The organism is Pseudomonas sp. B37(2017), from assembly GCF_002112885.1.
GTDB lineage: Bacteria > Pseudomonadota > Gammaproteobacteria > Pseudomonadales > Pseudomonadaceae > Aquipseudomonas > Aquipseudomonas paraglycinae.
On sequence record NZ_NEIX01000004.1, the window covers coordinates 256,093 to 282,456 of the forward strand.

Below are 26,364 nucleotides of genomic sequence, written 5' to 3' on the forward strand. Positions count from 1 at the left end.
TGATGAGCGCAAGGCACTTTCTCTCCCTGATGGATTGCACGCCCGAAGAGCTGGTCAGCGTGATCCGTCGAGGCGTTGAGCTCAAGGACCTGCGTAACCGCGGCGTACTGTTCGAGCCTCTGAAAAACCGCGTCCTGGGGATGATCTTCGAGAAATCCTCGACCCGTACCCGGATCTCCTTCGAGGCCGGCATGATCCAGCTCGGCGGCCAGGCAATCTTCCTGTCGCCGCGCGACACCCAACTGGGCCGCGGCGAGCCGATCGGCGACTGCGCCATCGTCATGTCGAGCATGCTCGACGCAGTGATGATCCGTACCTTTGCCCACAGCACCCTGACCGAATTCGCCGCCAACTCCCGCGTGCCGGTGATCAACGGCCTGTCCGATGACCTGCACCCGTGTCAGTTGCTGGCCGACATGCAGACCTTCCTCGAACACCGCGGCTCGATCCAGGGCAAGACCGTGGCCTGGATCGGCGACGGCAACAACATGTGCAACAGCTATATAGAAGCGGCGATCCAGTTCGACTTCCAGTTGCGCGTGGCCTGCCCCGAAGGCTACGAACCAAACCCTGAGTTCGTGGCCAAGGCCGGTGACCGCGTGACCATCGTCCGTGACCCGAAAGACGCCGTGCGTGGCGCGCACCTGGTCAGCACCGATGTCTGGACCTCCATGGGCCAGGAAGAGGAGACCGCCAAGCGCCTCAAGCTGTTCGCGCCGTACCAGGTCACCCGTGCCCTGCTCGACCTCGCGGCCGAGGACGTGTTATTCCTGCACTGTCTGCCCGCCCACCGCGGCGAAGAAATCAGCCTCGACCTGCTTGATGACCCGCGCTCCGTCGCCTGGGATCAGGCAGAAAACCGTCTCCACGCACAGAAGGCCCTGCTCGAGTTCCTCGTTGAACCGGCATATCACCACGCATGAGCCATGAATTACTGCTGAACCTGCGCAACCTCGCTTGCGGCTATCAAGATCAACGTGTGGTGCAGAACCTCAACCTGCACCTCAACGCCGGCGACATCGGTTGCCTGCTCGGCTCCTCGGGCTGCGGCAAGACCACAACCCTGCGTGCGATTGCCGGTTTCGAACCGGTGCACGAAGGGGAAATTTCTCTCGGCGGTGAAGTGATCTCCAGCGCCGGCTTCACCCTCGCCCCGGAAAAACGCCGGATCGGCATGGTGTTCCAGGACTACGCGCTGTTCCCGCACCTGAGTGTCGCGGACAACATCGCCTTCGGCATCCGCAAGCACCCGAACAAGGAGCGCGTCACCGAAGAGCTGCTGGAGCTGGTCAACCTGAAGAACCTCGGCAAGCGCTTCCCACACGAGTTGTCCGGTGGCCAGCAACAACGTGTCGCCCTCGCCCGCGCCCTGGCGCCGGAGCCGCAACTGCTGCTGCTCGACGAGCCGTTCTCCAACCTCGATGGCGAGTTGCGCCGCAAGCTCAGCCACGAAGTGCGCGACATCCTCAAGGCCCGTGGCACCAGCGCGATTCTGGTGACTCACGACCAGGAAGAAGCCTTCGCCGTCAGCGATCACGTCGGCGTGTTCAAGGAAGGCCGGCTGGAGCAGTGGGATACGCCCTACAACCTCTATCACGAACCGGCGACACCGTTTGTGGCGAGTTTCATCGGCCAGGGTTACTTCATTCGCGGCCAGCTCGGCAGCCCGGAATCGGTGCACACCGAACTCGGTGAACTGCGCGGCAATCGCGCCTACACCTGGCCGATCGGTGGCGCGGTGGATGTGCTGCTGCGTCCGGACGACATCGTTTATGCGCCGGACAGTGGGTTGAAAGCGCGGATCGTCGGCAAGACCTTCCTCGGCGCCTCGACCCTGTATCGCCTGCAACTGCCGACCGGCGCACAGCTGGAATCGATCTTCCCGAGCCATGCCGACCATCAAGTGGGTGCGGATGTCGGGATTCGTGTGGCGGCGGAACATCTGGTGCTGTTCCAGGCCTCCGGCAGCACCGCAGCGCAGATTCCGGCGGTGGAAAACGGCGTTCGCCGCTACAGCACCGCGCACTGATCTCTGCACAAACAATGAGGGAGCCTGATGGCTCCCTTGTTTTTTGGCTTCAGCCCAGCATCAATGTGCCGCTGGCCACCAGCGTCGCATTCCCGCCGATCTTCACCCGCTCGCCTTCCAGCCGACAAAACAGCTCGCCGCCCCGCGCCGAACGCTGGCACGCAGTGAGGCTGGATTTGCCCATACGTTTCGACCAGTACGGAATCAGGCTGCAATGGGTCGAGCCGGTCACCGGATCTTCATTGATGCCGATGGCTGGAGCGAAGTAACGCGAGACGAAATCATGCTGATTGCCCCGAGCCGTGACGATGGCGCCGAGCCAAGGCAGTTTGGCCAAGGCAACCATGTCCGGCGTGCAATCGAGCACAGCTTGCTCGGACTCCAGCACCACGAACAGCTCGTTGGAACTCAGGACATCCACTGCCTGAACATTCAACGCCCGCTCGATCTCCAAGGTGACGCCTTTCTCCACCGCTTCGATGGCCGGGAAATCCAGCCACAACCTGCCACCTTCGCGGCTGACGCTCAACGGCCCGGACTTGCAGGTGAAGTCCAGACGCTCGGCCGTTTCCTTATAGATCTCGAACAGCACATAGGCGCTGGCCAGGGTCGCGTGACCACACAGCGGCACCTCGGTGGTCGGCGTGAACCAGCGGATGTGCCACGCCTGCCCTTCGCGCACCAGAAACGCGGTTTCCGCCAGATTGTGCTCGGCGGCAATCTTTTGCATCAGCTCATCCGCGAGCCACGCGTCGAGCCGATAGACCATTGCCGGATTGCCACTGAACGGCCGATCACTGAACGCGTCGACCTGATGAAACTCGAGCTGCATAACCTTCTCCCTGTGTCAGTCGAACGAGCATGCAGCGCCGGCCGGATCAGCGCCAGTGACAGTGTCGGCCAATTTTCTTCATACAGACGTCAAGGGCGACCGATGTCGGCAAATTTCGCCTGGGTGTGCTCTGCCAAGACCGCCGGCGCCAGCTCCACTTCCAGCCCGCGCCGACCGGCGCTGACATAAATGGTCGCAAAAGGTTGGGCCGAGTTATCGATGAAGGTACGCAGGCGTTTTTTCTGCCCCAGCGGGCTGATGCCGCCCAGCAGGTAACCGGTGGAACGTTGCGCGGCAGCCGGGTCGGCCATCTCGACTTTTTTCACACCGGCGGCGTGGGCAAGCCCCTTGAGGTCGAGACTTCCGACGACCGGCACCACCGCTACCAGCAACTCACCCTTCTCACTCGCCGCCAGCAGCGTCTTGAACACCTGCGCCGGATCGAGCCTCAGTTTTTCCGCGGCCTCCAGACCATACGACGCGGCCTTCGGGTCATGTTCGTAACTGTGCACGCGATGTTCGGCACGAACTTTTTTCAACAAGTCCAAGGCAGGGGTCATGGCAGCTCCGAGTTCGGCAGGGGCAAAAAAACCTGCGGCGGATTTTAGGCCATCGCGGTGCAAAAGGCTCTACCACGCGCCACGTTTCCCGGGGTTTGCAGGCCGATAACATTCGTGCAGAACGGGTGACCCGCAGGATCATTCACGTGACTGATAGTTTATTTGTGACTGACGGTTCACTTTCGACCTTTGACAGGTTTGTTTCTTGTCTATATTTTTTCGAATCTGAATAATGTAAGAATTATCGTCATCGCAGCACCCAGCAGTAAACCGGGAACAGGATGGGGATCCTGCCTCGGCGAAAATCGCGCCTTGCCCTGTCGGCAACGCGCCAGACAACAACAAAAACCGAGGTTTTCAATGACAACTGCGTTACAGCAACCTTCGCTCTCGAGCCAGTGCCTGGCCGAGTTTCTGGGTACTGCACTCCTGATCTTTTTCGGTACGGGTTGCGTCGCCGCGCTCAAGGTCGCGGGCGCCAGCTTCGGCCTGTGGGAAATCAGCATCATCTGGGGCGTCGGCGTGAGCATGGCGATCTACCTCACCGCCGGCATTTCCGGCGCGCACCTCAACCCTGCCGTCAGTATTGCCCTGAGCATTTTCGCCGACTTCGAAAAGCGCAAACTGCCGTTCTACATTCTGGCTCAGGTCGCCGGCGCCTTCTGCGGCGCGCTGTTGGTTTACACGCTGTACAGCAACCTGTTCTTCGATTTCGAACAAACTCACCATATGGTTCGTGGCACTGAAGCCAGCCTCGAACTGGCATCGGTGTTCTCCACCTTCCCGAACCCTGCGCTGTCGACTGCCCAGGCGTTCCTGGTCGAGGTGATCATCACCGCGATCCTGATGGGCGTGATCATGTCCCTGACCGACGACAACAACGGCCTGCCGAAAGGCCCGCTGGCGCCGCTGCTGATCGGTCTGCTGATTGCCGTTATCGGCAGTTCGATGGGCCCGCTGACCGGTTTCGCGATGAACCCGGCCCGGGACTTCGGTCCGAAACTGATGACTTTCTTCGCCGGCTGGGGTGAAATTTCCTTCACCGGCGCACGTGAAATCCCGTACTTCCTGATTCCGATTTTTGCACCGATTGTCGGTGCCTGCCTCGGCGCTGCCGGGTATCGCGGGCTGATTGCCCGTCACCTGACCGGCGCCACACCTGCTACAAAGGATGCAGAACCGGCCATTGACGGCAAACCAAGAACTTCTTGAAACAGTCGGCGCGGGCTCCTGCCCTTTAGAGCCCGCGCCACGGCCCACTCTCCCTTATTTCGTCCAAGGCAATCGACATGACCGACATTCAGAATAAGAACTACATCATTGCCCTCGATCAGGGTACGACCAGCTCCCGCGCGATCATTTTCGACCGCGACGCGAACGTGGTCTGCACCGCACAACGCGAATTCGCCCAGCATTACCCGCAAGCCGGTTGGGTCGAACACGACCCGATGGAAATCTTCGCCACCCAGAGCGCGGTGATGGTCGAAGCGCTGGCCCAGGCCGGTCTGCACCACGATCAGGTCGCCGCCATCGGCATCACCAACCAGCGTGAAACCACCGTGGTCTGGGACAAGACTACCGGCCGCCCGGTGTACAACGCGATCGTCTGGCAATGCCGCCGCAGCACCGAGATCTGCCAGCAGCTCAAGCGCGACGGTCATGAAGACTACATCCGCGACACCACAGGCCTGGTCACCGACCCGTACTTCTCCGGCACCAAGCTGAAGTGGATCCTCGACAACGTCGAAGGCAGCCGTGAACGCGCGCGCAACGGCGAACTGCTGTTCGGCACTGTCGACAGCTGGCTGATCTGGAAATTCACCGGTGGCAAGGTGCACGTCACCGACTACACCAACGCCTCGCGCACCATGCTCTTCAACATCCACACGCTTGAGTGGGACGCGAAGATGCTGGAGATCCTCGACATCCCGCGCGAGATGCTGCCGGAAGTCAAAGCCTCTTCGGAAATCTACGGCCGCACCAAAAGCGGCATCGCCATCGGCGGTATCGCCGGTGACCAGCAAGCTGCACTGTTCGGCCAGATGTGCGTCGAGCCGGGCCAGGCGAAAAACACTTACGGCACCGGCTGTTTCCTGCTGATGAACACCGGCGACAAAGCGGTGAAATCCCAACACGGCATGCTCACCACCATCGCTTGCGGCCCACGCGGCGAAGTGGCTTACGCCCTGGAAGGCGCAGTGTTCAACGGCGGTTCGACCGTGCAGTGGCTGCGCGATGAACTGAAGATCGTCAACGATGCCCATGACACCGAATACTTCGCCAATAAAGTGAAGGACAGCAACGGCGTCTATCTGGTGCCAGCCTTCACCGGTCTCGGCGCGCCTTATTGGGACCCGTATGCCCGTGGCGCCCTGTTCGGCCTGACCCGTGGCGTGCGTGTGGATCACATCATCCGCGCGGCACTGGAGTCGATCGCCTACCAGACCCGCGACGTCCTCGACGCCATGCAACAGGACTCCGGTGAACGCCTCAAGGCCCTGCGTGTGGACGGCGGCGCAGTGGCGAACAACTTCCTCATGCAGTTCCAGGCCGACATCCTCGGCACCCAGGTCGAGCGTCCGAAAATGCGCGAAACCACGGCGCTCGGTGCAGCGTATCTGGCCGGCCTGGCGTGCGGTTTCTGGGGCAGCCTGGAAGAACTGCGCGGCAAGGCCGTGATCGAGCGCGAGTTCGAACCGAGCCTCGACGAAGCAGCAAAAGAGAAGCTCTATAAAGGCTGGAAAAAAGCCGTCAGCCGCACCCGCGACTGGGAACGCGAAGACGCTGAATAAGCCAAGCTGAGTACTCGTAACCTGTTGGTCCAAACAGCGTGAAAGCGTAGCGAGCGAAGGCAAGACAAGGCAAAAACAGGCGAGGACGCGGAGTTTACGGGTTTGTAAATGAGCAGTCCGAGCCTGTTTTTAACGCAGGATTGCCGAGCGCAGTAGCTTTCACGTTGTTTGGAAACTGGTAGGGAGCGGATTCCTGCGTCATCATGGGCAAATTTTGCACGGCAGCCCAAAGGAAGCCCCATGAATCTGCCTCCCCGTCAGCAGCAAATCCTCGAGCTGGTCCGCGAACGCGGCTATGTGAGCATCGAGGAAATGGCCACGCTGTTCGTTGTTACCCCGCAAACCATCCGCCGCGATATCAATCAACTGGCGGAAGCCAATCTGCTGCGTCGCTACCACGGCGGCGCCGCTTATGATTCCAGCGTCGAAAACACCGCCTACGCGATGCGCGCCGATCAGATGCGCGATGAAAAGCAACGCATCGGTGAAGCCATAGCCGCGCAGATTCCCGATCACGCCTCGCTATTCATCAACATCGGCACAACGACCGAATCGATTGCCCGCGCCCTGCTCAATCACAGCCACCTGAAGATCATCACCAACAACCTGCACGTCGCTTCGATGCTCAGTGCCAAGGATGATTTCGATGTGCTGCTGACCGGCGGCAACGTGCGTCGCGACGGCGGCGTGGTGGGTCAGGCGAGCGTGGACTTCATCAACCAGTTCAAGGTCGACTTTGCACTGGTGGGCATCAGCGGCATTGACGAAGACGGCAGCCTGCTCGACTTCGATTACCAGGAAGTACGCGTATCTCAGGCGATCATCGCCAATGCCCGGCAGGTGATCCTGGCGGCGGACTCCAGCAAGTTCGGGCGTAACGCGATGATCCGCCTCGGCCCGATCAGCCTGATCGATTGCCTGGTGACCGACCAGCAACCGGTGCCGGCCCTGGCGCAACTGCTGAGCCAGCACAAGATTCGCCTGGAAGTCGTTTAACCCTCCTCCTGCATAAGGCGCCCGCACCGGCGCCTTATGCGCATCTGATGTTCGAATATTTTCCTTTCTTGGCCCTTCGATGAGTTTTTTCAATCGAAGTCGACTGGCTGCGCGCGTCTTTATGGGCTACCATTTTCGCAAATGAACATTCATGTTCGATTTCCAAGACAGAAAATCAAAAGAGCCCGAGGCCAGCCGATGTCCACATCTACCTTGCGTACGCCCCCTATCTCCGAGATCTACGACATCGCCGTCATCGGCGGCGGGATCAATGGCGTGGGGATCGCAGCGGATGCCGCCGGTCGCGGTCTTTCGGTGTTCCTTTGCGAAAAGGACGATCTGGCCAGCCACACCTCCTCGGCCAGCAGCAAGCTGATCCACGGTGGCCTGCGCTACCTCGAACATTACGAATTCCGTCTGGTGCGCGAAGCCCTGGCCGAGCGCGAAGTGCTGCTGGCCAAGGCCCCGCACATCGTCAAGCCGATGCGCTTCGTGCTCCCGCACCGCCCGCACCTGCGTCCGGCGTGGATGATCCGCGCGGGCCTGTTCCTTTATGACCACCTCGGCAAGCGCGAAAAACTGGCGGGCTCGAAAAGCCTGAAGTTCGGCGCCGACAGCGCACTCAAAAGCGAAATCAGCAAAGGCTTCGAATACTCCGATTGCTGGGTCGACGACGCCCGCCTCGTGGTTCTGAACGCCATGGCCGCCCGTGAAAAAAGCGCGCACATTCACACCCAGACCCGTTGCGTCAGCGCCCGCCGCGCCAAGGGCCTGTGGCACCTGAACCTGGAACGCGCCGACGGCAGCCTGTTTTCGATCACCGCCAAAGCGCTGGTGAACGCCGCCGGCCCGTGGGTCGCCAAGTTCATCCGTGACGACCTGAAGATGGAATCGCCGTACGGCATCCGACTGATCCAGGGCAGCCACATCATCGTGCCGAAGCAGTACGAAGGCGATCACGCGCACATCCTGCAAAACGAGGATCAGCGCATCGTTTTCACCATTCCGTACCTGAACAACCTGACCCTGATCGGCACCACCGACCGCGAGTACACCGGCGATCCGGCCAAAGTGGCGATCACCGACGGCGAAACCGATTACCTGCTGAAAGTGGTCAACGCCCACTTCAAGAAGCAGATCAGCCGTGACGACATCCTGCACACCTACTCGGGCGTACGCCCGCTGTGCAACGACGAGTCCGACAACCCTTCGGCCGTGACCCGCGACTACACCCTGGCGCTGTCCGGCAGCACCGAAGAAGCCCCGCTGCTGTCGGTGTTCGGCGGCAAGCTGACCACCTATCGCAAGCTCGCCGAGTCAGCGATGGCGCAGCTGATGCCGTACTTCACCCAGATGCGCCCGAGCTGGACGGCCACTGCCACCCTGCCCGGCGGCGAGGACATGACCACGCCACAGGCCCTGAGCGCGCTGATCCGCGACAAGTTTGACTTCGTGCCGACCGAAATTGCACGCCGCTGGGCCACCACCTACGGCAGCCGCACCTGGCGCATGCTCGAAGGCGTCGACACCCTGGCCGACATGGGCGAACACATCGGTGGCGGGCTCTACACCCGTGAAGTCGATTACCTGTGCACTGAAGAGTGGGCCACCACCGCGCATGACATCCTGTGGCGTCGCAGCAAACTGGGCCTGTTCACCACGTCGAACGAGCAAGAGCGACTGGCGGCATACCTGAACAAGGTCGAGCAGAACCGCAGCAAGATCGAAGCGGCCTGATCCGTTCGTCGCCGAATAAAAAGCCCCTGAATCGAAAGATTCAGGGGCTTTTTGCATTCAGGCTGAAACAAGGCGCAATGAGGACGTTCGGTTTTCCGAACGCGACCTGACGGTCAATTCGGTTAACCGGATCAGATTCACGGAAAAACACCATCACAAAACTTTAATAACGTTATAAATCAATGAATTAACCTGTACTGACTGGTCTGGCACGACTCATGCTCTACACTCCTTCGACGAATGCCTGTTGCGCCAACACAACAGGAGCCGTCAGGCATTCGAAGTACAAAGGGCCCGCTCAACCGGCTCCATAAAAAAAACAATGTCGAGGAAAATTTGATGCGCATCGTTCCCCATATCCTGGGCGCAGCCATTGCTGCCGCTCTGATCAGCACACCAGTTTTCGCTGCCGAACTCACCGGCACCCTTAAGAAGATCAAAGAGTCCGGCGTCATCACCCTGGGCCACCGTGACGCTTCCATTCCTTTCTCCTACATCGCTGACGCTTCCGGCAAGCCGGTCGGCTACTCCCACGATATCCAGCTGGCCATCGTCGAAGCGATCAAGAAAGACCTGGACCTGCCAAACCTGCAGGTCAAATACAACCTCGTGACTTCGCAAACCCGTATCCCGCTGGTGCAGAACGGCACCGTGGACGTCGAGTGCGGCTCCACCACCAACAACGTCGAGCGTCAGCAACAGGTCGACTTCTCCGTCGGCATCTTCGAAATCGGTACCCGTCTGCTGTCCAAGGCTGACTCCAAGTACAAGGATTTCGACGATCTGAAAGGCAAGAACGTCGTGACCACCGCCGGCACCACTTCCGAGCGCATCCTCAAGGCGATGAACGCCGACAAGCAGATGGGCATGAACGTGATCTCCGCCAAGGACCACGGTGAATCCTTCCAGATGCTGGAATCGGGTCGTGCCGTTGCGTTCATGATGGACGACGCCCTGCTGGCCGGCGAAGCCGCCAAAGCCAAGAAAGCCTCTGACTGGGCCGTGACCGGCACTCCGCAGTCGTACGAAATCTATGGCTGCATGATGCGCAAAGGCGACGAGCCGTTCAAAAAGGCTGTCGACGACGCCATCAAGGCGACCTACGCCTCGGGTGAGATCAACAAGATCTACGAAAAATGGTTCATGCAGCCGATTCCGCCAAAAGGCCTGAACCTGAACTTCCCGATGAGCGACGAGCTCAAGGCCCTGATCGCCAATCCGACCGACAAAGCGGCTGACGACAAGAAATCCTGATTTCTGACTAACCTTATCCCCTGAGGAGGCGCCTGCCTTTTCAGGGGATGGTCACTCCCTGCTGGCATTTTCTGGAAACACTCGAACCGGTGGCTGTCGAGCCGATCGCGTGTGCCTGATTTTCACAATCAGGGTGGGAACGGAGCTTCCCCAGGCGGGCACTTGTACATCGATCGAATCGAGGGGAGACCCTAATGAATTACAACTGGGACTGGGGCGTGTTCTTCAAGTCCACCGGCGTGGGCAGCGAGACGTATCTCGACTGGTTCATTTCCGGTCTGGGCTGGACCATCGCCATCGCCATCGTGGCCTGGATCATCGCCCTGCTGCTCGGCTCGCTGCTGGGCATCATGCGCACCGTGCCAAACCGCATCGTGTCGGGCATCGCGACCTGCTACGTCGAACTGTTCCGTAACGTGCCGCTGCTGGTTCAGCTGTTCATCTGGTACTTCCTGGTGCCCGATCTGCTGCCGCCGGATCTGCAGGAGTGGTACAAGCAGGACCTGAACCCGACCACCTCGGCTTACCTGAGCGTCGTCGTGTGCCTGGGCCTGTTCACCGCCGCCCGTGTCTGCGAACAGGTTCGCACCGGTATCCAGGCGCTGCCACGCGGCCAGGAATCCGCCGCTCGCGCCATGGGTTTCAAGCTGCCGCAGATCTACTGGAACGTGCTGCTGCCCCAGGCCTACCGGATCATCATTCCGCCGCTCACCTCGGAATTCCTGAACGTGTTCAAGAACTCCTCCGTGGCGTCCCTGATCGGTCTGATGGAACTGCTGGCGCAAACCAAACAGACCGCCGAATTCTCGGCCAACCTGTTTGAAGCCTTCACCCTGGCGACCCTGATCTATTTCACCCTCAACATGAGCCTGATGCTGCTGATGCGCATGGTCGAGAAGAAAGTCGCCGTGCCCGGCCTGATCTCCGTGGGGGGTAAATAATGGAATTCGATTTCAGTGGCATCGTTCCGGCCATTCCCGGCCTGTGGAACGGCATGCTGATGACCCTCAAGCTGATGGCGCTGGGCGTGGTCGGCGGGATCATCCTCGGCACCATCCTCGCGCTGATGCGCCTGTCCCACAGCAAACTGCTGTCGAGCATCGCCGGCGCGTACGTCAACTATTTCCGTTCGATCCCGCTGCTGCTGGTGATCACCTGGTTCTACCTGGCAGTGCCGTTCGTGCTGCGCTGGATCACCGGCGAAGACACCCCGATCGGCGCGTTCACCTCGTGCATCGTGGCGTTCATGATGTTCGAAGCGGCGTACTTCTGCGAAATCGTCCGGGCCGGCGTGCAGTCGATCCCCAAAGGCCAGATGGGCGCGGCGCAGGCACTGGGCATGACCTACGGCCAGATGATGCGCCTGATCATCCTGCCCCAGGCGTTCCGCAAGATGACCCCGCTGCTGCTGCAGCAGAGCATCATCCTGTTCCAGGACACCTCGCTGGTCTACACCGTGGGTCTGGTGGACTTCCTCAACGCCTCGCGCGCCAGTGGCGACATCATTGGCCGCTCGAATGAGTTCCTGATCTTCGCAGGTCTCGTGTACTTCACCATCAGCTTTGCCGCCTCGGTGCTGGTCAAGCGTCTGCAAAAAAGGTTCGCCGTATGATCTCTATCAAGAACATCAACAAGTGGTATGGGGACTTCCAGGTGCTGACCGATTGCAGCACCGAGGTCAAAAAGGGTGAAGTGATCGTGGTCTGCGGTCCGTCCGGTTCGGGCAAGTCGACCCTGATCAAGTGCGTCAACGCGCTGGAGCCGTTCCAGAAAGGCGACATCGTGGTCGACGGCACGTCGATTGCCGATCCGAAGACCAACCTGCCGAAACTGCGCTCGCGCGTCGGCATGGTGTTCCAGCATTTCGAACTGTTCCCGCACCTGACCATCACCGAAAACCTGACCATCGCGCAGATCAAGGTGCTGGGCCGCAGCAAGGAAGAGGCGACCAAGAAGGGCCTGCAACTGCTCGAGCGCGTCGGCCTGTCGGCTCACGCCCACAAGCACCCCGGCCAACTGTCCGGTGGTCAGCAACAGCGTGTGGCGATCGCCCGTGCGCTGGCGATGGACCCGATCGTCATGCTGTTCGACGAACCGACCTCGGCGCTGGACCCGGAAATGGTCAACGAAGTGCTCGACGTGATGGTGCAACTGGCCCACGAAGGCATGACCATGATGTGCGTGACCCACGAAATGGGCTTCGCCCGTAAAGTGGCCGACCGTGTGATCTTCATGGACGCCGGCAAGATCATCGAAGACTGCAAGAAAGAAGAGTTCTTTGGCGACATCAGCCAACGCTCCGAACGCGCGCAGCATTTCCTCGAGAAAATCCTGCAGCACTAAAAACGGCTGCATTCCCCGACATCCTCTGTCGGGGAATGCAGGTGGTTGACCCAAGGCATCTGTGATGAAATGCGACCCCACTCTCTATCGCGCCACGCCGCCATCACTTGCCGTGAAACCCCGTCTGATCCGCCACCTGTTCCTGCCGCCGCTGGTCATCGCCCTGATGATCGGACTGGGTTACATCGGCTTCTGGACCAGCGAACATTTCGGCATCCGCAGCCTCGGCGAAAACGGCCAGCGCCAGCTGGAACTGCACGCCCGCGCGGTCGAAAGCGAGATCAGCAAATACACCTACCTGCCCAGCCTGCTGGAACTCGAATCGAGCGTTTCGCAGTTGCTGGACGACCCTACTCCGGAACACCGGCAAACGGTCAACGATTACCTTGAAGGCCTGAACCGACGCAGTCGCAGTCGGGCCATCTACGTCATGGACACCACCGGCCGCGTCATGGCCACCAGCAACTGGCGCGACGTCGACAGCTACCTCGGTGAAGACCTGTCGTTCCGCGCCTACTTCCAGAATGCCATTCGCGGCCAGCCCGGACGTTTCTACGGGATCGGCAGCACCAACGGCGAACCCGGTTATTACCTGGCCCACGGCCTCGAAGAACACGGCAAGATCATCGGCGTCGCGGTGGTCAAGGTGCGCCTGGAAGCCATGGAAGAACGCTGGCAACGGGCACGTCTCGAAGCCTTCGTCAGCGATGAAAACGGCATCATCATTCTCTCCAGTGATCCGGCCCGGCGCCTGAAATCAGTGATACCGCTGAGCGACGAGACCAAGGAAAAACTCGCCCGCAGCCTGCAGTACTACTGGTTCCCGTTGAACGAGCTGCAACCGCTGGCCCGGGAAACCCTGTCCGAAGGCGTGGAAAAACTCACTTTCCCGGCCAACAGCGAAGTGCCGAGCCAACAGGATGGCGATGAGGAAAACATCAGCTATCTGGCGCAAACCCGACCGCTGAGCGATACCCCGTGGAATTTCACCCTGCTCACGCCGTTGCAGGATCTGCGGCGCGAAGCGATCAATCAGGGGATTCTGGTGGCCGTGGCGTTTGCCTTGGTCGCATTCCTGCTGATCGCCTGGAACGAACGGCGCAAGGTCATCGCCACCCGCCTCGCCGCCCGCGAAGCCCTGCAGGAAGCCAACAACCAGCTGGAGCGTCGGATTACCGAACGCACCGCCGACCTGCGCGCCAGCAACGACCGGCTCAAGAGCCAGATCCGCGAACGGCGTCAGGCCGAAGAGACCTTGCGCCGCGCCCAGGACGAACTGGTGCAGGCCGGCAAACTCGCGGCCATCGGCCAGATGTCCACCAGCATCGCCCACGAATTGAACCAGCCGCTGGCGGCGATGCGCACACTGTCGGGCAACACCATCCGCTTCCTTGAACGCGGCCAGCTCGATGTCGCCAGCACCAACCTCAAGACCATCAACGACCTGATCGACCGCATGGGCCGGATCACCGCCAGCCTGCGCTCCTTCGCCCGGCGCGGTGACGACAAGGGTCGCGCCAGCCTTGGCAAAGCGGTGGATGCCGCGCTGCAAGTGCTCGGCGCCCGCGTCGAAAGTGCCTCCCTGCAACTGCATCGCCAGTTCGACGACGTGCAGGTGCAGATCGACCAGACGCGCCTGGAACAGATTCTGGTCAACCTGATCGGCAACGCCCTCGACGCCATGCAGGTGCAACCGCTGCCGGAGCTGTGGCTGGAGGGCGAAGAATTCAACGGCAAATATCGCCTGCGGGTGCGCGACAACGGGCACGGCATCGACGCCGAAGCGCGCAAGCACCTGTTCGAACCGTTCTTCACCACCAAACCCGGCGAACAGGGCCTGGGCCTCGGCCTGACCCTGTCGGCCAGCCTCGCCGCCGCCACCGGCGGGCATCTGGGTGTCGAACACCCGGCCAGCGGTGGTACCACCTTCGTCCTCAGTTTACCGTTGGTAAGCCCTATTCCTGCCGAGCCAATATGAACAACGACCTTAGTGTGCTGATCGTCGAAGACGATCCCCATGTGCTGCTCGGTTGCCAGCAGGCGCTGACCCTGGAAGACATCCCGTGCATCGGCGTGGGCAGTGCCGAAGAGGCGCTGGAGCAGGTCGGCGACAACTTCGCCGGGATCGTCATCAGCGACATTCGCCTGCCGGGCATCGACGGTCTGGAACTGCTGACCCGGCTCAAGCAACGCGACCGCAGCCTGCCGGTGGTGCTGATCACCGGCCACGGCGACATCTCCATGGCGGTCGGCGCGATGCAGAAAGGCGCCTATGACTTCATGGAAAAACCGTTCTCCCCTGAGCGTTTGGTCGATGTGGCCCGCCGCGCGCTGGAGCAACGCAGCCTGAATCGCGAAGTCTCGTCCCTGCGCCGGCAACTGGCCGAACGCGATTCCCTTGAAGGACGGATCATCGGTCGTTCGCCGGCCATGCAGAACCTGCGCGAGCTGATCGCCAACGTCGCCGACACCTCAGCCAACGTGCTGATCGAAGGCGAAACCGGCACCGGCAAAGAACTGGTCGCCCGTTGCCTGCATGATTTCAGCCGCCGCCACACCAAACAATTTGTCGCGCTGAACTGCGGCGGGCTGCCGGAAAACCTGTTTGAAAGCGAAATCTTCGGCCACGAAGCCAACGCCTTCACCGGCGCCGGCAAACGGCGGATCGGCAAGATCGAACACGCCGACGGCGGCACGCTGTTCCTCGACGAAGTGGAAAGCATGCCGCTGCCGTTGCAGATCAAACTGCTGCGGGTGTTGCAGGAACGCACCCTCGAACGCCTCGGCTCGAACCAGAGCGTGGCGGTGGATTGCCGGGTGATCGCGGCCACCAAATCCGACCTCGACGAATCAAGCAAGGCCGGGGAATTTCGCAGCGACTTGTACTACCGCCTCAACGTGGTAACGCTGGAACTGCCGCCCCTGCGCGAGCGCCGCGAAGACATCCTGCAACTGTTCGAACACTTCACCCAGCAATCGGCCCTGCGTTTCGACCGGGCGCTGCCGGAGCTGGACAACCAGACCCTGTCGAGCCTGATGAGCCACGACTGGCCGGGCAACGTACGGGAACTGCGCAACGTCGCCGAGCGTTTTGCCCTCGGTTTGCCGGCGTTCAAGAAAACCGGCGCGGGTAGCGCGGGCCAGGGTCTGGCATTCGCCGAAGCAGTGGAAGCGTTCGAGCGCAACCTGCTCAGCGACGCCCTGCAACGCAGCGGCGGCAACCTGACCCAGGCCAGCCTGGAACTGGGCATGGCCAAGACCACGCTGTTCGACAAAGTGAAGAAATACGGCCTGAGCCATTAAGCGAGAACGACGTGGATCTGATTTTCAAGGCAATGCTCGGTGCGGCCGTGGTGGTGATCCTCGCCATGCTGGCCAAGACCAAAAACTACTACATCGCCGGGCTGGTGCCGCTGTTCCCGACCTTCGCCCTGATCGCCCACTACATCGTCGGCAAGGGCCGTTCGATCGACGACCTGAAGACCACCATCGTCTTCGGCATGTGGTCGATCATTCCGTACTTCGTCTATCTGGCGACCTTGTACGTGATGGTCGACCGCATGCGTCTCGAAGCTTCACTGGCGGTCGCGGCAGTGGCGTGGCTGATGGCGGCGACGGTGCTGGTGTCGGTGTGGGTTCGGCTTCACGCCTGAATCAGAGCAGGTTGTGTTCCGCCACCGGTTCGATCTGCGCCCAGTGCGACGTGTCTTCGCGATGCTCGCGCAAATACGGCAACACTGCCGCCAGCAACGGCTCCTTGAATGCTTCCTGAAAGCGGTGTGCCAGCCCCGGAATCAGCCGCAGCTGACTGCCGCGAATGTGCGCCGCCAGGTGCACGCCGTGCATCACCGGCAATAACGGATCGGCCGTGCCATGCACCACCAGCGTCGGGACGCGCAGTTGATTGAGCAACGCCACCCGGCTCGGTTCGGCGAGGATCGCCATGATCTGGCGCTTCACGCCTTCGGGATTGAACGCCCGGTCATAGGACAGCGCCGCTTGATGCAGCAATGCCTGCCGATCATCGCTGACTGAAGGGCTGCCCAACGCTGCAAGCAGATCAGCCTGTTGCTCCAGCGCGATCTGGCGATTGGGAGCGCCACGCCGTGACAACAATTGCACCAACGCCGCACTCGGCGCCGGCAGGCCTTCGGCGCCGGAGCTGGTCATGATCAGCGTCAGGCTCTCGACCCGTTGCGGCGCCATCGCCGCCATGTGCTGGGCGATCATCCCGCCCATGCTCGCGCCGAGCACGTGGAATTGCTCGACGTGCAACGCGTCCATCAGGCCCAGCGCATCGTCGGCCATGTCGGTCAGGCTGTAAGGCGCCGCCACCGGCAGGCCGAGTTTGTAGCGCAGCACCTCAAAGGTCAGGTTGGCTTCCACCGGCGTCTGGCGCCAGGTCGACAGACCGACATCGCGGTTGTCATAACGGATCACCCGAAAACCCTGCTGACACAGCGCAACCACCACTTCGTCCGGCCAGTGGATCAACTGCCCGCCCAGGCCCATCACCAGCAACAGCGCCGGATCCGACGCACGGCCGATGCTCTGGTACGCCAGGCTCACCTGCTCCAGATCGACCCGCTCGGTCGGTACATTGACGTCGCAACGCGACGCCGCATAAGACGCCGGAACGAAAAAAACCGCGGCCAACAGCGCCGCGATTGCAAAAAATCCCTTGAACATGAAAAACACCGAAACGCAGAACCCCAGTAGAGCGCGAGTCTGATGAAGTTTGTTCAAGCGCGCTGCCACAGTTCGATGACAGTTTGATGAAGAGTGCCGAGCGGTCGAATCGGCGAAAGTACAGCAGTTGCTTGCGCCACCTGCCATTTGTCGGGACTGTCAGATCTGACAGTCGTTAAAAAGCTGCCTTCAGCACAGCATGCATTGACGGCCGACAGGCGGCCATCAATGCATCAGGGAGGCAATATGAGCACTAACCTCGTGCCAAACGGCGATTTCGAATCAGGTAAATTTGCGCCATGGATCGCACAGACTCTTCAGGGCAAAGCCAACGTAGTCAATCACAACTTCAGTTTCCAGGCGCAACTGCAGCCTGGAGTGGATAACGGCATCTTGCTCTATACCCAGTTCAATGCTCCCTCCGGGTCATTTGTCCTGAGTTTCACTGCGTCCGCTCCCACCGCTCAGTACTTCCTGCCTCCATTTGATTACGTTACGCACGCGTTTTTTGTTTTCATCATCTCGGGCTTCGACAATGGCGGCGAAATAGTCCAGACGGATTTTGGTCTGGCGCCACTGCAACCCACGGAGAAAGTCTTTAACTACAGCGGCAACATGCCGGCCAGCACTGCAAGGGTCGAAGTTCGATTCTCGGGCCCCTCCGATCCTTACAAGAACAAGGGTTCGCTTTACATCGACAATGTGAATTACGCACCGGGGCAGACTCTCCCCCAACGCTGGAGTTGAACGAAAAAAACCGCTGAATGCAGAGCCTCAGCGGTTTTTTCGGTGTATGCCGGTTTTCGACGTATTACGCCAACTGACTGCGCAACTGCCGCGCCGCCGCCACCATGTTCACCAGCGCCGCCTCGGTCTCCGGCCAGGCGCGGGTCTTCAGGCCGCAATCGGGGTTGACCCACAGGCGCTGCGCGGGGATGCGCTTGACCGCTTTGCTCATCAACTTGACCATCTCGGCGGTGTCCGGCACGCGCGGCGAGTGGATGTCGTAGACGCCCGGGCCGATGTCGTTCGGGTAGTCGAACGCTTCGAAGGCTTCGAGCAATTCCATGTCCGAGCGCGAGGTTTCGATGGTGATGACGTCGGCGTCCATGTCGGCGATCGCCTTGATCACGTCATTGAATTCGCTGTAGCACATGTGGGTGTGGATCTGGGTTTCATCTTTCACGCCCGAGGCTGTCAGGCGGAACGCTTCCACCGCCCAGTCGAGGTATTCCTGCCATTGTTCACGGCGCAATGGCAGGCCTTCGCGGAACGCCGCCTCGTCGATCTGCACGATCTTGATTCCGGCGTTTTCCAGATCCACCACTTCGTCACGCAGGGCCAGCGCCAGTTGTTGCGCCTGGACTTTGCGCGACACGTCTTCACGGGGGAACGACCACATCAGCATGGTCACAGGGCCAGTCAGCATGCCTTTCATGACCTTGTCGGTCAGGCTCTGAGCGTAGGTGATCCAGTCCACGGTCATGGCGTTCGGACGGGACAGATCGCCATAAATCACCGCCGGTTTCACGCAGCGGGAGCCGTAGCTCTGCACCCAGCCGAAACGGGTAAACAGATAACCGTCGAGCTGTTCGGCGAAGTACTCGACCATGTCGTTGCGCTCGGCTTCACCGTGCACCAGCACATCGAGGCCCAGACGTTCCTGGACTTGCACCGCGTGGCGGATTTCGCTGCGCATGGCGTCGTGGTAATCGTTGGCCGACAGTTTGCCCTGCTTGAACGCCTGACGGGCCAGACGAATCGAGCCGGTCTGCGGGAACGAACCGATGGTGGTGGTCGGGAACGTCGGCAATTTCAGACGCGCCTGCTGTGCGGCGATGCGTTTGGCGAACGGCGAATGGCGCTGGCTGTCGCTGGCGTTGATCGCCTCGATCCGCGCCTGCACGGCGGCCTTGTGAATGCGCGGCGAGCGGGCGCGGCTCTCTTGAATGGCGCGGCTTTCGGCCAGTGCGCTTTGCACTTTTGGCGCTTGCGGATCGTTCAGCGCATCACGCAAAACCGAGATTTCGCTGCACTTCTGCACGGCGAATGCCAGCCAGCTTTTCAGTTCCGGATCGAGCTTGTCTTCACGCTCGACATCCACCGGACTGTGCAGCAACGAGCAGGAACTGCTGACCCACAGGTTATTGCCAAAACGCTCCTGCGCCGGTTGCAGTTGTGCCAGCGCCTGCTCCAGTTCGCAGCGCCAGACGTTACGACCGTTGACCAGACCGACCGAAAGAATCTTGTAGGTCGGCAGGCGATCAAGCACCTGACCGAGCTGATCGGGCGCACGCACCGCATCGATGTGCAGGCCTTGCACCGGCAGGCCGACGGCCAGGCCGAGGTTGTCTTGCAGACCGCTGAAATAGGTCGCGACCAGTTTCTTCAGCGGCGAGTACTGAAGGATGTGATAGGCGCGTTCGAAGGCACTTTTCCAGGCTTGCGGCAGGTCGAGGGTGAGGATCGGCTCATCGATCTGCACCCACTCCACGCCTTGTTCGGCGAGGCGACCAAGGATTTCGTTGTACACCGGCAGCAGGCGCTCAAGCAGGTCGAGCTTGTCGAAGTCGTTGCCTTTCGCCTTGCCCAGCCACAGGTAAGTCAGCGGGCCGATGATCACTGGTTTGACGTGGTGACCGAGAGCCTTGGCTTCTTCGACTTCATCGAACAGCTGTTCCCAGCTCAGCTTGAATTGCTGGTCTGCGCTGAATTCCGGGACCAGGTAGTGGTAGTTGGTGTCGAACCACTTGGTCAGCTCTTGTGCGTACTGAGTCTTGCCGTGCTCGCCGCCGCAGCAGGACGACGTGGCGCCACGGGCCATGGCAAACAGGGTGTCGAGGGTCGGCAGGCCGCGCTCGTCACGCACACCGTCGAAGCGCTCGGGGATCACACCGAAGGTCAGCGAGTGGGTCAGCACCTGGTCGTACCAGGCGAAGTCGCCGACCGGCAGCAGATCGATGCCGGCGTCCTTCTGTAGTTGCCAGTGCTTGGCGCGCAGTTCGCGGCCGACCTGATTCAGAGCGGCCTGATCGAGATCGCCTTTCCAACAGGCTTCGAGGGCTTTTTTCAGTTCGCGGTCGGCGCCGATGCGCGGGAAACCCAGGGTGTGTGCCACGGCCATGTCGAGTGTTCTCCATTGCGTAAAAGATGGCGCCATTGTCGACAGCCAGGGCAACATGAGACAAACTCAACCTTTTCGTGTTGATCATAAATTTTCCTCATGGAGCCTGCGGTGCTTGAAATCCGTCACCTGAAAACCCTGCATGCCCTGCGCGAAGCCGACAGCCTGGTCGACGCAGCCGACCGCCTGCACCTGACCCAGTCGGCGCTGTCCCACCAGTTCAAGGAACTGGAAGAGCGCATGGGCATGCCGTTGTTCGTGCGCAAGACCAAACCGGTGCGCTTCACCAGCGCCGGCCTGCGCCTGCTGCAACTGGCCGACGCGACCCTGCCGCTGCTGCGCGCCGCCGAGCGTGATATCGGGCGTCTGGCCGGTGGCACCGCCGGGCGTCTGCACATGGCCATCGAATGCCACAGCTGCTTCCAGTGGCTGATGCCGACCATCGACCAATTCCGCGATGCGTGGCCGGAAGTCGAACTCGACCTCGCTTCGGGTTTCTCGTTTGCCCCGCTGCCGGCGCTGGCCCGGGGTGATCTGGATCTGGTGGTGACGTCCGACCCGCTGGAAATCGCCGGCATCACCTACGTGCCGCTGTTCACCTACGAAGCCATGCTCGCGGTCGCCAATCAGCACGCGCTGGCAAGCAAACCGTACATCGTTCCCGAAGACCTGCTGACCGAAACCCTGATCACCTACCCGGTCGAACGCGATCGGCTGGACATCTTCACCCGCTTCCTCGAACCGGCCGACATTGAACCGGCGCAGGTTCGCACCTCAGAGCTGACGGTGATGATGATGCAACTGGTGGCCAGCGGCCGTGGCGTGTGCGGCATGCCGCACTGGGCGCTGCATGAATACAGCTCGCGCGGTTACGTGAAGGGCAAGCGGCTGGGTGAGAAAGGTCTGTTTGCGACGCTGTACGCGGCAATCCGCGCCGACATGCTGGACGCGCCGTACATGCGCGACTTCCTGCTGACGGCCAAGGACACTTCGTTCTCGACGCTGGATGGGGTCAGCGCGGTTCGTTGAGGCTGGCGGTTGGCACGAAAGGCGGGCACCACATATGGATCTTGTCGAAATAGTCCTCGCCGACCCGCACCGCCATCGGCTCCAGGCCGAACTGAATGAAGCCGCAGCGCTGGTACAGATGAAACGCCGCGTCATTGCCGGCGGTGACGGTCAGTTGAATGACTTTCAGCGCCGGATGCTGCTGCGCTTCCCCCAGCACCGCCTCCATCAATTTCAGCCCCAGCCCGCGCTGGCGAAACTCCGCCGACACATACATACCGAATACCGTTGCCTTGTGCCGGGCCTTTTCCCGAGGCTCGAACGCCAGGCCGACGATCCCCGCCAGCCGGCCGTCTTCGAACGCGCCGAACACCGCGTCGAGCTTGCTGGTCAGGCGTGATTCCCACCAGCTCAGCGGCATCACTGCGCGCTCGCGTACGCTGGAGGTGAACGCCTGCGGATGTCGGTCATAGGCTTCCAGCATCAATTCGCGATAGGCCAGCGCATGACTGGCGTCCAGCCGTTCGATCCACATGTCAGGCGGCCTTGCGCTGTTCAAGCATCAGCCGCACGGCCAGGCCGCCCAGCACAAACCCCATGAAATAACGCTGCGCCGCCAGCCAGGTCGGGTTGTTGACGAACCACGACGCGATGCCAGCGGCGAACAGCGCGATCAACAGGTTGACGCAGAAGCTGACGCTGATCTGGGTCAGGCCCAGGATGATGCTCTGGGTGAACACCGAGCCGTGCTCTGGCGAAATGAACTGCGGAAATACCGAGAGGTAAAACACAGCGATTTTCGGGTTCAGCGCGCTGGTGAGAAAACCCATGGTGACCAGTTTGCGCGAAGAATCCGCCGGCAATTGTTGCGCCTCGAACGGCGAACGGGCGCCGGGTTTCACCGCCTGCCAGGCCAGCCAGAGCAGGTACAGCGCACCGGCCCACTTCAACACTTCATAGGCCATCGGCACCGCGAGAAACACCGCGGTCAAACCGGCGGCCGCCGCGAACAGGTGCACGAAGAACCCCGCCACCACGCCGAGCAGCGAGGTCACCCCGGCGCGGCGTCCCTGGCAGATCGACCGCGAGATCAGGTAGATCATGTTCGGCCCCGGCGTCAGCACCATCAGCAGTGCGGCGGCGGCAAAAATCAGCAGGTCTGGAAGCGGGATCATGACGAAGTCCTTTGCACGAATGATCAGGCGATCGCGGTCAGCGAGGCTCGATAAAACGGCAGGATCAGGTCGCGTGTCAATGGGGCGAGAACCACATCGCCGTCGGTAGCCGGGTCGATCCAGATCACCTCCTCGATCTCGGCAGCCGGGGATACTTCGGTGTCGATGGTCAGCTGAAAGATCTCGGCCTGCACGACGAATCCCGGCTCGTTGGCGGCGGGTGCCGAGAACTGGCCGAGAAAGCTCGCCTGCTCAGGATCAATCACCAGCCCCAGCTCTTCTTCCAGCTCACGGGCCAATGCATGCACCGGCAGTTCATGAGGTTCGATCTTGCCGCCCGGTTGCATGAACGCCGTAGTGCCGCGCTTGCGCACCAGCAGGGTCTGGCCTTCGGGGTTGAGCAACAGCGCGGCGGCGATGCGGATCGTGGAGTTATTTGCGGTCGACATGAACGGAAAGCCTTTGACTCAAAAAACGGCAAGCATCACACGCCTGCCGTTCATGAGCAAAGACTCGGCCGGAAGATCAGGTCGCTTCCTGGAAATCCATCTCCGGCGGCTGCCGGCGGAAACCACCTGTGAGCACCGCCAGGTACACCACGCCAATCGCCAGCCAGCTCAGGCCCAGATACACCGCCAGGTGATCGAGGCTGACCATCAGCCACAAGTCCGCTGCCAGGCCGATGAACGGAAAGATCAGGAACAGGATCAACTCGCGCAGGCCCTTTTTCTCGCCGCCGATCCAGTAGTGAAAAATCACCGACAAGTTGACCAGGCTGAACGCCAGGAATGCGCCGAAGTTGATGAACGAGGTCGAGGTGGTCACGTCGAGTTTCAGCGCCAGCAAAGCCACCACTGCACACAGCAGAATGCTGTTGACCGGCGTGCCGAAGCGCGCGTGCAAGGTGCCGAAAAACGACTTGGGCAGCACTCCGTCACGGCCCATCGCAAACAACAGCCGCGAACCGCTGGCCTGCGCCGACAGGCCCGAGGCGAACTGACCGACGATCAGGCCGATCAGGAAGATCGACACGAACAGGTCGCCGCCGATGTTGCGCGCAATTTCGTAGGCCGCCGAGTCGACGCTGTCGAACTGGAACGAGGGATGGGCGATCTGTACGAAGTACGAGACACCGACAAAAATCAGCCCGCCGATCAGGGTGATCAACATGATTGCCCGAGGGATGGTGCGACGTGGATCGCGGGTTTCTTCGGTGAGCGTGCTGACCGCGTCGAAGCCGAGGAACGAATAGCAGGCAATGGCGGCGCCGCTCATGATCAGCGGCATCTGCATGTCGCCGTTGAAGAACGGCTTGATCGACCACAACGGCGTGCTGGCATCGCCGCCAACGTAATGCACGCACAGCGCGACGAAGGCGATCAGCACCAGGAACTGCACCAGCATCAGCAAGGCGTTGATGCCGTTGGCCAGTTTCAGACCGATGATGTTGATCGCGCTGGTGATGCCGATGAACGCCAGTACCCAGATCCACTGGGGGATCGACGGGAAGGCCGAAGCGAGATACGCGGCGCCGATCAGCCAGATCGCCATCGGCAGAAACAGATAATCGAGCAGCACCGCCCAACCGGCGATGAAGCCAAGTTTCGGGCTGATGGCCTTGCGCACGTAGCTGTAGGCCGAGCCGGCTACCGGGAACGCGGCGGCCATGCGCCCGTAGCTCATGGCGGTGAAAAACATCGCCACCAATGCCGCCAGATACGCGGCGGGCACCATGCCGGCGGTGGACTGGGCGAGGATGCCGAACGTGCCGAGAACAATGATCGGCGTCATGTAGGCGATGCCGAACAGCACCACCGACCCTAGCGAAAGGGTGCGTTGCAAACGAGCCATGGGCGACTTACTCCGGATTTTATTGGATTTATGGCAGAGGCCGAGTTCGGCGAATGTTTCGGGTGTTGCTGATCGTTCCCACGTCGAGGCGTCGAACCGTCCGCGTGGGAATGCCTCAATGGACGCTCTGCGTCCGCTCTTGGGACGCAGAGCGTCCCGGGCTGCATTCCCACGCAGAGCGTGGGAACGATCGGGTACAACGGGTCAAGGGATCAGCAGCTCACGTACTCCCGAGGCGTGTTCAACCACCTCCCCCGGCAACCTCAACCGCTGATCATCCAGATACCGATAATCCTTGCGCGCCAGTTCCAGCTGACCGAAATCCAGCTCGACGCTGAACCGTCCTTCCTCACGCCCGGCCTCGAACAGCACCGTGCCCAGCGGATCCACCAGCGCACTGCCGCCGGCGAACATCAACCCGTCATCCCCGGCTTCCACGCGGTTGACCATCAGCGCAAACGCCTGGTTTTCCTGGGCCCGGGCCATGATCGCGGTGCGATGAGTCGGCCCGTACGGGTCCATGTTGCCGTTGGTCACGATCAGCAATTCGGCGCCCAGTTGCGCCAGGGCCCGGGCCGATTCCGGGAACTCGATGTCGTAGCAGATCAGCAGACCGACCCGCACACCGTTCCACAGGCAGGTGGCGTAACGGTCGCCCGCCTCGAACACACCGCGATCCGAAGCCCAGAGGTGGGTCTTGCGGTATTTCAGGGCGATGCCTTCGGGGGTGATCAGCAGCGTGGTGTTGTAGAAGCGGCCGTTGTCGTTCTCGGCCATGCCGATCACCACGGCGAGGTTGCGTTCGCGGGCGGCAGCCTGCACCGCGCTGACGGTCGGGCCGTCCAGCGGTTCGGCGATCTGCGCCACGGTGTCAGCGGTCGGGAAGCCCATCAGGTGGGTCTCGGGGAACACGATCAATTGCGTGTCGGCCGGGCACGCGGCAATTGCCGCCAGGGCGCGTTCGAGGTTGTAAGCCGTGCCATTGTCACGGCCCGCCAGCTGGGCGAGTTCGACTTTCATGGGGAGTCCTTGTTATGAGCGCCGGGCGCCGAAAGATTGCCCGGCGGCTGTCTGTGGGCCAGTATGCTTCGCATTCGACCGGCCAGGGAATTACGCGGCCGGGGTAACCCGATAGGGGTAGAGGCATGACTCTTTCGTTTGACGACATCACCTGGCACCGCGCCGTCGGGCAGTTGATCGACGCCCTCGACAAGCCGAATTTCTGGGCGCAACTGGTGCGCCTGCTCGACCAGTACGTGCCGTTCGATAGCTGGGTGGCGTTGCTGTTCAGCGCCGACCGCCACCCGCAGGTGTTCGCCGAATGCCCCGGCGCCGACGGCAGTCCCGATCAGCTGTTTCAGGATTATCTGCGCGGTCTGTACCTGCTCGACCCGTTCTACATCGCCTGCCGCGAGCAGTCGCGCACCGGTTTGTATCGCCTGTCGGAGGTCGCGCCGGAGCACTTCGAACTGACCGAGTATTACCAGCGATACTTTCGTCTGAATGTGGTGGCCGACGAAATCCAGTTCAATTGCCAGCTCGAAGGCGACCGCACGCTGTGCCTGTCGCTGGGCAGCCAGCAGCGCTTCACCGGCGAGCAGATTGCCCTGCTGTCGCTGATCCAGCCGTGGGTGCTCGGGCTGTTGCGCCAGCGCCTGCCCTATGAAATCAACGAAACCGTGGCCCTGGCCCCGGCGCCTGCGCAACCGGACTGGCGGGTGCAGCTCGAAGCATCGGTGCAGCAACTCAAGGGCGCGCAACTGACCGCCCGGGAACTGGACGTCGGGCGCCTGATGCTCAGCGGTTGCTCCAGTAAAGAAATCGCCCGTAAGCTGGAAATCTCTGTTGAAACCGTGAAAGTCCATAAGAAACACATGTACAGCAAGCTGGGGATCAAATCCCAGTCAGAGCTGTTTTCGATCTTTCTGCAGGCGCAGAACGCCTGACTGCCGCAAAAAAACCGTCCGAACCAAG

At 61.1% G+C, this 26,364-nt stretch carries 25 protein-coding genes; 16 read left to right on the forward strand and 9 right to left on the reverse strand.

Annotated elements, in window-relative coordinates; genetic code table 11:
- Positions 1-2 precede the first annotated feature (2 nt).
- A complete protein-coding gene (gene argF, locus CAF90_RS13020) occupies positions 3-923 on the forward strand; it encodes an ornithine carbamoyltransferase (RefSeq protein WP_045121707.1) in 921 nt (306 codons plus the stop codon).
- Positions 920-2,029 (forward strand): ABC transporter ATP-binding protein, encoded by a 1,110-nt coding sequence (locus tag CAF90_RS13025; protein WP_085606758.1) that lies wholly within the window; start codon positions 920-922, stop codon positions 2,027-2,029. Before argF ends, CAF90_RS13025 begins: the two co-directional genes overlap by 4 nt.
- A gap of 49 nt (positions 2,030-2,078) precedes the next feature.
- On the opposite strand, the gene CAF90_RS13030 is transcribed toward CAF90_RS13025, so the two are convergent.
- Positions 2,079-2,861: a PhzF family phenazine biosynthesis protein gene (locus CAF90_RS13030; protein ID WP_085606760.1), complete on the reverse strand. Its 783-nt coding sequence runs from the start codon at positions 2,859-2,861 to the stop codon at positions 2,079-2,081.
- An 89-nt stretch (positions 2,862-2,950) separates the two neighbouring features.
- Positions 2,951-3,421 carry a Cys-tRNA(Pro) deacylase gene (gene ybaK / locus CAF90_RS13035; RefSeq protein WP_085606762.1) on the reverse strand — a complete coding sequence of 157 codons (471 nt, stop codon included), beginning with the start codon at positions 3,419-3,421 and terminating at the stop codon, positions 2,951-2,953.
- 360 nt (positions 3,422-3,781) lie between these two features.
- Between ybaK and CAF90_RS13040 the strand changes: the two genes are divergently transcribed.
- The 11 genes from CAF90_RS13040 (at position 3,782) to CAF90_RS13090 (ending at position 16,196) form a co-directional block, all read left to right on the forward strand.
- Positions 3,782-4,633, forward strand: coding sequence for an MIP/aquaporin family protein (locus CAF90_RS13040; RefSeq protein WP_085606764.1), 852 nt, complete (start codon positions 3,782-3,784; stop codon positions 4,631-4,633).
- A 77-nt stretch (positions 4,634-4,710) separates the two neighbouring features.
- Positions 4,711-6,213, forward strand: a complete 1,503-nt coding sequence (glpK, locus tag CAF90_RS13045) for a glycerol kinase GlpK (protein ID WP_039765827.1) — start codon at positions 4,711-4,713, stop codon at positions 6,211-6,213.
- Between the two features lie 240 nt (positions 6,214-6,453).
- A complete protein-coding gene (locus CAF90_RS13050; protein ID WP_007953179.1) occupies positions 6,454-7,209 on the forward strand; it encodes a DeoR/GlpR family transcriptional regulator in 756 nt (251 codons plus the stop codon).
- A 198-nt stretch (positions 7,210-7,407) separates the two neighbouring features.
- On the forward strand, positions 7,408-8,946 hold the full coding sequence (gene glpD, locus CAF90_RS13055) for a glycerol-3-phosphate dehydrogenase (RefSeq protein WP_085606766.1): 1,539 nt from the start codon (positions 7,408-7,410) through the stop codon (positions 8,944-8,946).
- Between the two features lie 339 nt (positions 8,947-9,285).
- On the forward strand, positions 9,286-10,200 hold the full coding sequence (locus CAF90_RS13060) for a glutamate/aspartate ABC transporter substrate-binding protein (protein ID WP_011335750.1): 915 nt from the start codon (positions 9,286-9,288) through the stop codon (positions 10,198-10,200).
- A gap of 194 nt (positions 10,201-10,394) precedes the next feature.
- The gene (locus tag CAF90_RS13065; protein WP_007953174.1) at positions 10,395-11,141 is read left to right on the forward strand and encodes an amino acid ABC transporter permease; all 747 of its coding nucleotides are present in this window, start codon (positions 10,395-10,397) and stop codon (positions 11,139-11,141) included.
- Complete coding sequence (locus CAF90_RS13070; protein ID WP_007953172.1) at positions 11,141-11,812, forward strand: amino acid ABC transporter permease; 672 nt, start codon at positions 11,141-11,143, stop codon at positions 11,810-11,812. The genes CAF90_RS13065 and CAF90_RS13070 overlap by 1 nt, the downstream gene beginning before the upstream one ends.
- Positions 11,809-12,543: an amino acid ABC transporter ATP-binding protein gene (locus tag CAF90_RS13075; protein WP_007953170.1), complete on the forward strand. Its 735-nt coding sequence runs from the start codon at positions 11,809-11,811 to the stop codon at positions 12,541-12,543. The genes CAF90_RS13070 and CAF90_RS13075 overlap by 4 nt, the downstream gene beginning before the upstream one ends.
- A gap of 64 nt (positions 12,544-12,607) precedes the next feature.
- Complete coding sequence (locus CAF90_RS13080) at positions 12,608-14,521, forward strand: sensor histidine kinase (RefSeq protein WP_085606768.1); 1,914 nt, start codon at positions 12,608-12,610, stop codon at positions 14,519-14,521.
- Positions 14,518-15,846, forward strand: a complete 1,329-nt coding sequence (locus CAF90_RS13085) for a sigma-54 dependent transcriptional regulator (protein WP_085606770.1) — start codon at positions 14,518-14,520, stop codon at positions 15,844-15,846. Before CAF90_RS13080 ends, CAF90_RS13085 begins: the two co-directional genes overlap by 4 nt.
- 20 nt (positions 15,847-15,866) lie before the next feature.
- Positions 15,867-16,196, forward strand: coding sequence for a GlpM family protein (locus CAF90_RS13090; protein ID WP_162831789.1), 330 nt, complete (start codon positions 15,867-15,869; stop codon positions 16,194-16,196).
- 1 nt (position 16,197) lies between these two features.
- Here the strand turns inward: CAF90_RS13090 and CAF90_RS13095 are convergent, their stop codons facing one another.
- A complete protein-coding gene (locus CAF90_RS13095; protein ID WP_085606772.1) occupies positions 16,198-17,232 on the reverse strand; it encodes an alpha/beta fold hydrolase in 1,035 nt (344 codons plus the stop codon).
- Positions 17,233-17,478: 246 nt separating this feature from the next.
- Here CAF90_RS13095 and CAF90_RS13100 point away from each other — a divergent pair, with 246 nt between their 5' ends.
- Positions 17,479-17,979 carry a hypothetical protein gene (locus CAF90_RS13100; protein WP_085606774.1) on the forward strand — a complete coding sequence of 167 codons (501 nt, stop codon included), beginning with the start codon at positions 17,479-17,481 and terminating at the stop codon, positions 17,977-17,979.
- Between the two features lie 64 nt (positions 17,980-18,043).
- Here the strand turns inward: CAF90_RS13100 and metE are convergent, their stop codons facing one another.
- Positions 18,044-20,356, reverse strand: coding sequence for a 5-methyltetrahydropteroyltriglutamate--homocysteine S-methyltransferase (metE, locus tag CAF90_RS13105; RefSeq protein ID WP_085606776.1), 2,313 nt, complete (start codon positions 20,354-20,356; stop codon positions 18,044-18,046).
- Positions 20,357-20,467: 111 nt separating this feature from the next.
- Here metE and metR point away from each other — a divergent pair, with 111 nt between their 5' ends.
- The gene (gene metR / locus CAF90_RS13110) at positions 20,468-21,385 is read left to right on the forward strand and encodes a transcriptional regulator MetR (protein ID WP_007953158.1); all 918 of its coding nucleotides are present in this window, start codon (positions 20,468-20,470) and stop codon (positions 21,383-21,385) included.
- On the opposite strand, the gene CAF90_RS13115 is transcribed toward metR, so the two are convergent.
- The 5 genes from CAF90_RS13115 to CAF90_RS13140 form a co-directional block, all read right to left on the reverse strand.
- Entirely contained in the window at positions 21,369-21,899 is a 531-nt protein-coding gene (locus CAF90_RS13115; RefSeq protein ID WP_085606778.1) for a GNAT family N-acetyltransferase, read from the reverse strand. The two genes, metR and CAF90_RS13115, sit on opposite strands and share 17 nt — an antisense overlap.
- A 1-nt stretch (position 21,900) precedes the next feature.
- Entirely contained in the window at positions 21,901-22,539 is a 639-nt protein-coding gene (locus tag CAF90_RS13120; protein ID WP_007953155.1) for a LysE family translocator, read from the reverse strand.
- Between the two features lie 23 nt (positions 22,540-22,562).
- Positions 22,563-22,988, reverse strand: a complete 426-nt coding sequence (locus CAF90_RS13125) for an NUDIX domain-containing protein (protein ID WP_085606780.1) — start codon at positions 22,986-22,988, stop codon at positions 22,563-22,565.
- A 76-nt stretch (positions 22,989-23,064) separates the two neighbouring features.
- Positions 23,065-24,390 (reverse strand): APC family permease, encoded by a 1,326-nt coding sequence (locus CAF90_RS13130; protein WP_085606782.1) that lies wholly within the window; start codon positions 24,388-24,390, stop codon positions 23,065-23,067.
- Between the two features lie 204 nt (positions 24,391-24,594).
- Positions 24,595-25,410: a carbon-nitrogen hydrolase family protein gene (locus CAF90_RS13140; protein WP_085606784.1), complete on the reverse strand. Its 816-nt coding sequence runs from the start codon at positions 25,408-25,410 to the stop codon at positions 24,595-24,597.
- Between the two features lie 125 nt (positions 25,411-25,535).
- Here CAF90_RS13140 and CAF90_RS13145 point away from each other — a divergent pair, with 125 nt between their 5' ends.
- A complete protein-coding gene (locus CAF90_RS13145; RefSeq protein ID WP_011335770.1) occupies positions 25,536-26,336 on the forward strand; it encodes a LuxR C-terminal-related transcriptional regulator in 801 nt (266 codons plus the stop codon).
- Positions 26,337-26,364: the final 28 nt, after the last annotated feature.